Source organism: Rhodoferax sp. UBA5149 (assembly GCF_002413825.1).
Lineage (GTDB): Bacteria > Pseudomonadota > Gammaproteobacteria > Burkholderiales > Burkholderiaceae_C > Rhodoferax.
In genome coordinates this window covers 22,980-30,853 of record NZ_DHXT01000195.1, presented here as the reverse complement: position 1 = coordinate 30,853, position 7,874 = coordinate 22,980, and the positions used below count along the sequence as shown (strand labels likewise).

Annotated in this window: 8 protein-coding genes; 1 reads left to right on the top strand and 7 read right to left on the bottom strand. The window is 62.0% G+C overall.

What is annotated here, in order from left to right; genetic code table 11:
• The 3 genes from B3V69_RS17480 to B3V69_RS17470 all read right to left on the bottom strand — a co-directional run.
• Positions 1-851: TRAP transporter large permease (locus B3V69_RS17480; protein WP_296448276.1), on the bottom strand; the 851-nt coding region annotated here is incomplete at its 3' end.
• Positions 848-1,561 carry a TRAP transporter small permease gene (locus tag B3V69_RS17475; protein ID WP_296448275.1) on the bottom strand — a complete coding sequence of 238 codons (714 nt, stop codon included), beginning with the start codon at positions 1,559-1,561 and terminating at the stop codon, positions 848-850. The genes B3V69_RS17480 and B3V69_RS17475, both read right to left, overlap by 4 nt.
• A 52-nt stretch (positions 1,562-1,613) precedes the next feature.
• A complete protein-coding gene (locus tag B3V69_RS17470) occupies positions 1,614-2,612 on the bottom strand; it encodes a TRAP transporter substrate-binding protein (RefSeq protein WP_296448274.1) in 999 nt (332 codons plus the stop codon).
• Between the two features lie 234 nt (positions 2,613-2,846).
• Here B3V69_RS17470 and B3V69_RS17465 point away from each other — a divergent pair, with 234 nt between their 5' ends.
• On the top strand, positions 2,847-3,392 hold the full coding sequence (locus tag B3V69_RS17465; RefSeq protein ID WP_296448273.1) for a bactofilin family protein: 546 nt from the start codon (positions 2,847-2,849) through the stop codon (positions 3,390-3,392).
• A gap of 58 nt (positions 3,393-3,450) precedes the next feature.
• On the opposite strand, the gene B3V69_RS17460 is transcribed toward B3V69_RS17465, so the two are convergent.
• The 4 genes from B3V69_RS17460 to B3V69_RS17445 form a co-directional block, all read right to left on the bottom strand.
• Positions 3,451-4,644, bottom strand: a complete 1,194-nt coding sequence (locus B3V69_RS17460) for a GGDEF domain-containing protein (RefSeq protein ID WP_296448272.1) — start codon at positions 4,642-4,644, stop codon at positions 3,451-3,453.
• 124 nt (positions 4,645-4,768) lie between these two features.
• On the bottom strand, positions 4,769-6,157 hold the full coding sequence (locus B3V69_RS17455; RefSeq protein WP_296448271.1) for a wax ester/triacylglycerol synthase domain-containing protein: 1,389 nt from the start codon (positions 6,155-6,157) through the stop codon (positions 4,769-4,771).
• A 169-nt stretch (positions 6,158-6,326) separates the two neighbouring features.
• Positions 6,327-7,037 carry an ABC-type transport auxiliary lipoprotein family protein gene (locus tag B3V69_RS17450; RefSeq protein WP_296448270.1) on the bottom strand — a complete coding sequence of 237 codons (711 nt, stop codon included), beginning with the start codon at positions 7,035-7,037 and terminating at the stop codon, positions 6,327-6,329.
• On the bottom strand, positions 7,034-7,874 hold an 841-nt coding region (locus B3V69_RS17445), incomplete at its 5' end, for an MlaD family protein (protein ID WP_296448269.1). The genes B3V69_RS17450 and B3V69_RS17445, both read right to left, overlap by 4 nt.

The window sequence follows — 7,874 nt, the reverse complement described above, 5'->3', positions numbered from 1 at the left end:
TTGGTGATGATGTACAGCAGCATTGCCGACATGTTGGCCGAATTGAGCAGCACGCGTGGCACGTCCTTCAACTTCATGTCCTTGTAGACGAATACGGCCACGAAGAAGGCATAGACCGCACTCATGGCCGCGGCTTCGGTGGGGGTGAACATGCCGGTGTAGATCCCGCCCATCACGATCACGATCAGCAACAGGCCCCAGACGGAAGCGCGAAAGGCCTTCAGGCGTTCGGCCCACGTCGCCCGGGTCAGCCGCGGGTAGTTGAACTTTTTGGCGCGGTACCAGGTCACCCCCCCCAGCACGCAGGCCAGCGCGATGCCCGGCACCACACCGGCCATGAACAAGGCGCCTACCGAGGTGTTGGTCGCCACCGAGTACATCACCATCACGATGCTGGGGGGAATCAGGATGCCCAAGGCGCCCGAGGTGGTGATCACACCGGCGCCAAAGCTCTTGGGAAACCCGGCCCTGACCATGGCCGGCATCAGGATGGAACCGATCGCCACCACGGTGGCCGGCGATGAACCCGACACCGCCGCAAACAAAGCGCAGCCCAGAACGCCAGCCAGACCCAGGCCGCCATACCAGTGGCCGACCATGCTGGAGGCAAAGTTGATCATGCGCCGCGCCACGCCGCCATGGGTCAGGAAGTTGCCCGCCAGAATGAAGAACGGAATCGCCATGATTTCGAACTTTTCGATGCCGGTAAACAGTTTGAGCGCCACCGATTCCAGCGGCACGTGCGTGAAGCCGAACAGGAAGGTCAGCACCGTCAGGCCGAGCGAGATCGAGATCGGCATGCCGGTGAGCATCAGCACCATCAGCAGGATGAAAATAATGGCGGCGTTCATTGGCCGTCCCCTTCTTTGGAGGTGTCGTCTTTGCGAGATTTATCGTCCAGTGAATGGTGCAGATCACGGGCGTGCAGGTTGTCCGCCATGCCGTAGGGGTTGGCGTCCACGGGCAGCGGTTCTTCAGCGTCAAGCCCGTCGACATGGCCGTGGTCATGGTGCGGCAGTTCACCGGTTTTAATGAAGGCGGTCATCACCTGCAAAAACCGGAAACACATCAACGACGAGCCCAGCGGCACGGCGCTATAGACCATCCAGGTGGGCCACTCCAGATCCGGCGTGGTGGGGCCTTCCGGGATGCCGTCCACCGACAGGTGAAACAGGTTGAAAAAGTAGTAGTGGGCGCCGTTTTCCCAGACAAAGCGCGCCGCCAATGTGGCCACGATGCCGGTGAACAGGGCTCCGGCCAACAGCCCCAAGATCACAAATTTGCGCCGCATCGGCAGATCCAGCCGGTTGATCAGCACGTCCACCCCGACGTGGATGCCAGTGCGCACACCGTAAGCCGCGCCAAACTTGCACATCCAGACAAACATGATGATGGTCAGCTCCTGCGCCCAACCGAAGTTAAGCGACAGCAGCCAGTCCTGCAGGCCCGGAATGGACATACCCGCCGCGTATCGGTGTAGCACCGCCACGAAAATGATTAGCGTTGCACCGCCTATCAGGAAGGTGATCAACCACTCTTCCAGGTGGTCAAGAAATTTCATCAAGTAACTCTCCGGTAAGCAAGGCAGGTGGCCGGTGGCGCATCAAGCGGGTTTACAGCTTGGCGGGGTCAAACCCCGTGACCTGGTAAAACTGCTGCAGGGTGTCCTTGCCGACGCGGTCCGCCATCTTGATGTGCACCGGTGCCATGGCCTTCTTCAAAGCCATACGCTCTGCGTTGGTGGGGGTATAGACCTCGGTCTTGCCGCTCTTTCTGACGGCGTCAAGCGCCTTGTCGTTTTCTTCCTGGGCTATTTTGTTGGCAAAGACGGTGGCTTCTTTCATGGCTTGTTCCAGTTGGCCGCGCACGTCGGCCGGGAGTCCGTCCCAGAACTTCTTGTTCACGATGACCGCATAGCCGAGGTAGCCGTGGTTGGTGAGTGTCAGGTGCTTTTGCACTTCATGCATTTTTTGCGTGTAGAAGTTGGAGATCGGGTTCTCGGTGCCGTCCACCACGCCGGTCTGCAGCGCCTGATAGACCTCGGAGAAGGCTATCACCTGCGGAATGCCACCAACTGAACGAATTTCCTCCTCGAGTACCTTGGACGACTGGATGCGGAACTTCTTGCCCTTGTAGTCGGCGACGCTCTTGAGCGGCGTGTTGGCCGAGAATGACTTGAAGCCGTTGTCCCAGTAGGCCAGACCCTTGATGCCCTTGGGCTCCAGCTTGGCCAGCAGTGCCGCGCCAACCGGGCCCTGGGTGATCTTGTGCAACTCGGCGGTGCCGTCAAACATGAAGGGGAAGTCAAAGGCTTCAAACTCTTTCACGCCCAGTGGGCCAAATTTGGCCAGCGAGGGCGCCAGCATCTGCACGGATCCCATTTGCAAGGAAGACATCTCTTCGCCGTCCTTGTACAAGGCGCTGTTGGGGTAGACCTCGACTTTGACCTTGCCGTGGGTCAATTCGGCCGCGCGCTTGGCGAAAAATTCGGAAGCCTTGCCCTTGGGTGTGTCCGCCGCCACCACATGGCTGAACTTGATGATCGTCTGGGCGCTCGCGCCCAAGGCCGCGCAGCTGAGCAGCAGGCCAAGCAACAATTTGGAAACTTTCATTGGATATCTCCTAAGTCTGAAGTAAGGGAAACTTGCGAAACAGGTGTTCCTGCAGCGTTAACTGTAGAAGTGAATCGGCGGTTTGCTATTGTGGTAAACCACAATAGCAAAGGTCCTGCACGCGCTGGGCGTGCCGCTGCGCGGTGACTGAAATTCATTCTGTTACCAATCTTGCAAACGCGGTGGAGACTTTCAAATGAAGGGCCCGTACCATGAGTTTTTCAAGGAAATTTCATGGCCATGTCTCCTCACTTCTTCAATAAACGTGAACCTGAAACCGCACCGGCGCGCCAGGGCGTTCCCATGCCGAGCGCCGGTGGCTACGGTGCGTCGGGCGCTTCGGCCACCCCGCAGACCGCAGCGCCCCAGGTGGAGAATCCTGCCAACGCCAGTGCACCGGCGAAAGAAGCCGGCAGCAAGCTGACGGTGGGGCCCAACATCAAACTCAAAGGGGTGGAAATTACCGATTGCGACACGCTGGTGGTCGAAGGCCTGGTGGAGGCGACCATGGATTCGCGCGTGATCCAGATCTCGGAGCGGGGCGCCTTCAAAGGGTCGGCTGAGATCGACATAGCCGAGATTCACGGCCAGTTCGATGGCAACCTGACGGTGCGCGAGAAGCTGACGATCTTTGCCACTGGCAAAGTGACCGGCAAGATTCGCTACGGCAAAGTGGTGATCGAGGAAGGCGGCCAGCTCACCGGCGAGATCCAGTTCGGTGCCCTGCAGCTTGCCAAAGCCGGAAGTGGGGAGAAAACGGTTTTGTCAGTGGCAAGGTAAGCGCCGCGTCAACAACCCGGTCATGCGCCTCCAGCAAGGCTTTGAACTGGTCGCGGCGTCAGTGTTCCTGTGCCTGTGTTCGCCCCATGACCCGATTGCGTCCGCCTTGTTTGGCCAGGTACATGCGTTGATCGGCTAGACCGACCAAGCCTTTCCAGTCTGTGAGCTGATCGGCGCTGCGCTCTGCGATACCGATGCTGGCGGTCAGCGGCGTGCTGTCGGGGCGCATGCCAAAACCAATGCTGCGCATGCGAAACAGCGCGGCCTCCGCCTGGATCAGGTCGGTGTTGGGCATGATCAGCAGAAATTCCTCGCCGCCCCAGCGCACCAGCATATCGCCACGGCGCAGATTGCTGCTGACGATGCCCGTCATATCGAGCAGCGCCTGATCGCCCGCGTCATGACCGAACTTGTCGTTGATGCTTTTGAAGTGATCCAGATCGATGAAGGCGACCGACAGCGGTGCCTGGCTGCGATTGGCGATGGTGAACTGCAGATCCAGCACTTCCTCGCCGCTGCGGCGCGAAAAAACCCGCGTCAGCGGGTCGCGGATGGCCTGGCGCACCAACGCAATCATGAACGAGAGCTGGCTCATGCTGGCCAGCGTGGAGACGCTGGTGATCAACATCAGCAACCAGAAAGCGCCGACAAACGTAGGCCAGTCCAGCGTGGCCCAGTTCAGCGAGCCGGCCAGGCCCTGGGCGAGCAGGATCGGGCTGGCGATCAACATGCTCTCCAGCAGGGTGAGCGGAAAGATGGCCAGACCGGCCAGCAGCACGAACGGCAAAAAGCCATAACCGGCGCCGATGGCGGCCGCCATGCCAGTCAAATGGTAGTGGCTGAGGACCGAGTAGGAGGCGATGTAAAAAGTGGTCGGAATGGCAAACAGCAGCGCCATCGCGCGATAGGCATCGAACAGGTCGCCATTGGGCCGGTAGTGCAGCAACAGACTGAAGAAGACCGCACTGGCCATCACCCGCATCGCGGCCAGGGTGAGCCACAGCGGATAGGGAAAGACCAGCAGATCGATCACGCTCCAGAGTGGCGTCAATATCGCGAACAGGAGCGCGATCAGGCGCACCCGGTTGACGATCATGGTCGCGCGCCGACGCGTCAGCAGCGACAGGTGCCGATGGGGCGAAACCAGCAAGCTCAGTTCGGCCTGTTTCAGTTCTCCCGATATCAGGTCGGCTAGTCGTTGCCAGACGAAGTCTGCCATGCGGTGCATGAGCCGGGTTATGGTTGGGAACATGGTGGTCTTGGTGCCTTTGCGAAGCGGGCGGCGGTGTCGCCCGGGCTTGACGTCACCTATCAATTCTTTTCAACGTTCAACGGCCGCATTGCGTTGCACTGAGTCTAAATGAACTTCGAGGCGTTCAAGCGTGGGCGTCGCGCACCGAGGTTTCCAGTTCGGTGAAGGCTTCCACCAAATAGTCGCCCAGGCGCTCCAGATGGGGCAGCGCGTCGGTCGCAATCAGGCCAAAGTACAGCTCGCCCGCGTAACTGAACAGCGTGATGTTGAGCAGGTTGCTCGGCGGCAGGGTGCTGATGGGGTGCATTTCCAGCATGCGCGCGCCCTTCAGGAACAAGGTGGTCGCAGGCCCCGGCACATTGGAGACCAGCGTGTTGCCGGTGGGCGGCAGCTGATTGCTGAGGTGCAGCATCTCGGCGATCTGACCAAACACGCCGGTGATCAGGGTGTAGGACTCGATCGCCTCGGGTGCCACGCTGTCAATCATGGTGCGTACATTGCGCAGCGAAAAGCCGATGTTGCGCAGGCGCACGTAAGGATCATCCGTGGCCGCGGAGAGCTCCACCTGCACGATGCCGATCTTGTTGCCGGCCGTTTTTTCGCCTTCCTGGCGCAGGTTCACCGGCATCTGGATGGTGATGGGGCGCGCCAGCTGCACGCCCTGATCCTTGAGGTAACGGTGCAGCGCGGCGTCGACACAGGTCAGGGCCACATGGTTGAGTGTGGAGCGGGTGCGCTGGCGGATGCGGTTGACGCGCTCCATCGACACCGCCGCCGTGGCAAATTGCCGCCCCGCGGTGACCTGGCCGGTCAGCGGCGTGTCGGCACTGGCGACAAAGGGCAAGGCGATGGCGTTCTTGGTGAGCTTGACGCTTTCCAGCAAGAGCATGGCGGCCAGCCGGCCAATGCCCAGCAACCGTTTGCCGTTGCTGGCGGCCTGCGCCCAGGCCGACTTGATCATTTCCTGCCGGAGCCGGGTGCGCGCCACCCCGTCCACGCCATGCTTGACGGTCCAGATCGGTCGCAAGCCCAGGTCCTCGGCGTTGGCCGAGAAACCCTGGGCGGTCCAGCGCGCCATGGTGACGCCATCGGCCACCGCGTGGTGCATCTTCTGGTACAGGGCGAAGCCGCCGTCTGGCAAGCCGTCAATCACGTGCACCTCCCACAACGGGCGGGAGCGGTCCAGCCGGGGCGTGTGCAGCTGCGAGACAAAGCGGTAGAGCGCACGCCGATCGTTGTCGCCGCGGGCGAGCTTGTGATAAAAAATGTACTGCGTCAGGTCCACGTGGTCCAGCTCTTTCCAGCGCGGCATGGCGGTCAGCGAAAACTGGATCACCCGGTTAAACGGCGGCTTCACATCGGTAAACCCTAAGTACGCCTGGTACAGGTCTTTGACAAACGCCGCACCGGCCTTGGGCGGTTTCTTGAAGATCAGCAGACCGGCCACATGCTTCGGGCTGGCGTCGGATTCGGCGACAAAAAAGGCCAGGTCCAGCAGGGATAGTTTGCTCATGTGAATTCCAGGTCGTCGCGGCGCGTGTCTGACACCAGGTCCGGGTGCGCTGTCATGGCCTCAGACAAGGGCATGGCGTAGGGGGGTGCGGCCACGGGTGAGTTCGGTCAGGGGGGCGCGGTTCATGCGGATTTGTCTTTGGTGAATGCTACTGCACTTCACCGTCGCCTCAATCGGCGCCATGCCCCTGCAGCCCCTGCAGCCACTCGTCAATCTCCAGCACGGCCGCGTCGGTGGCGGCCGTCATGGCCCGCACACCGCCTGCCGCGTCCGCACTGGGGGCGGGCCGCTGCACGACCACGCTGCGTTGCGCCAGCCATTTTTCGCCGCTCGGGCTGGCTCGCGTCAGCGTGGCGCGCAGATGCAGCAGGCCCACGCTCCTGTCGGGCGTCTCGAACAGCTGGCTGAACTCTTCCAGTTCGATGCGTAGCGTCAGTGGGGCGGGCAAGGTGAGCGGGGTCGGCAGGGCCGGGGCCGAGGCGGCGTCGCTCAAGCCGCTGTCGCCGGGGTTGAACAGGGCATGGCGCTGGCCCAGGTGTTCGCGCAGGCGCTGGCGCACCAGCTGCGCCGGCGTCATGCTCCAGCGGGCCAGGGCATAGGGATGGAGTTGCTGGGCGTCGGCATAGGCCAGCCGGTACAGAAGGGCGGTGCTGTCCAGCGCCGGGTTGGCCTCAACCTCGCCGACGACCAGCGGGGCCAGCCCGGTCATGCGCTTGGCCGCCGGGGCGCTCAGGCGGCCGGGGCCAAAGTCGTAGACCGCCGGGCGCACCGGTTTGTCGGGCAGGGCGCAGCCGGTCAGCGCCCAAGCTATAAGAAGAAAAATGCCTCTAGCCCTCATGGAATAAGCGTGAGAAGCTATTGAATTGATAGCGTTTTTCATGGTTTGCCTGGAGTTGCGGAAAATCCCGGTTCACCGGGGCCGGGCGCCAGCGGTCCGTTGCCAAATATCAGGGACTGCGGGTTGTCGTTGACGGTGCCCGCCACCCGGTTCACCTGACGCGCGGTGCGGGTCGTCTCGTCGACGGCGCGGTTGAGTCGTGGCAGGGTGGCGGCATTCAGGCTTTGCCCGGTGGCGGCCAGCGTGTCCACGCCTTTGGCCAGTTGGTCCAGCGTGCCTCCTTTGGCGTCCATGCGTTCGGTCACTTTCCTGAAGGCGCGGGCCGAGTCGCGCGCCTCATCGGCGCTCTCTCCGACCCGGTCCGAGGCGGCCTGCAGGGTCTTGAGCGTGGCGCTGGCCTCTTGCGCCAGGGGTGGCAGCACTTTGCTGGTATCCCGTGACAATTGCTGGATGCTGGCAGCGGCCTGACCCAGGCTGCCAATCGCGTCCATCAGATGCTTCTGGTTGTCGGGTGCCAGCAGCAGGTTGACACGACGACTGGTCTCATCCAGTTGCGTCAGCATGCGGGTGCCCTGGTCGGACAGTTGGGCCAGCAGGCCGGGCCGCATGGGAATACGGGCAGGCGGCACGGTGCCAGCCGGCAGCGCCAGGTGCGATGCGCCGCTGTCGTCCAGCTGCAAAAATGCCAGACCCGTGACGCCCTGAAAGCCCAGCGTGGCGAAGGTCGATTCGGTGATCGGAGCCTGGTCATCAATGGCAATGCGGATCAGCACATGGCCGGGGACTTGCGGGTCGAGCCCGATGGCCGTGACCTTGCCAATGTTGACCCCCTTGAAGCGCACCGACGCCTGGGCTTGCAGGCCGGTGACCGCCTCGCTG

Bases quoted from the DNA above. Each gene is read 5' to 3' on its own strand.
- B3V69_RS17475 (WP_296448275.1), bottom strand. From the start codon at position 1,561: ATGAAATTTCTTGACCACCTGGAAGAGTGGTTGATCACCTTCCTGATA.
- B3V69_RS17470 (WP_296448274.1), bottom strand. From the start codon at position 2,612: ATGAAAGTTTCCAAATTGTTGCTTGGCCTGCTGCTCAGCTGCGCGGCC.
- B3V69_RS17465 (WP_296448273.1), top strand. From the start codon at position 2,847: ATGGCCATGTCTCCTCACTTCTTCAATAAACGTGAACCTGAAACCGCA.
- B3V69_RS17460 (WP_296448272.1), bottom strand. From the start codon at position 4,644: ATGTTCCCAACCATAACCCGGCTCATGCACCGCATGGCAGACTTCGTC.
- B3V69_RS17455 (WP_296448271.1), bottom strand. From the start codon at position 6,157: ATGAGCAAACTATCCCTGCTGGACCTGGCCTTTTTTGTCGCCGAATCC.
- B3V69_RS17450 (WP_296448270.1), bottom strand. From the start codon at position 7,037: ATGAAAAACGCTATCAATTCAATAGCTTCTCACGCTTATTCCATGAGG.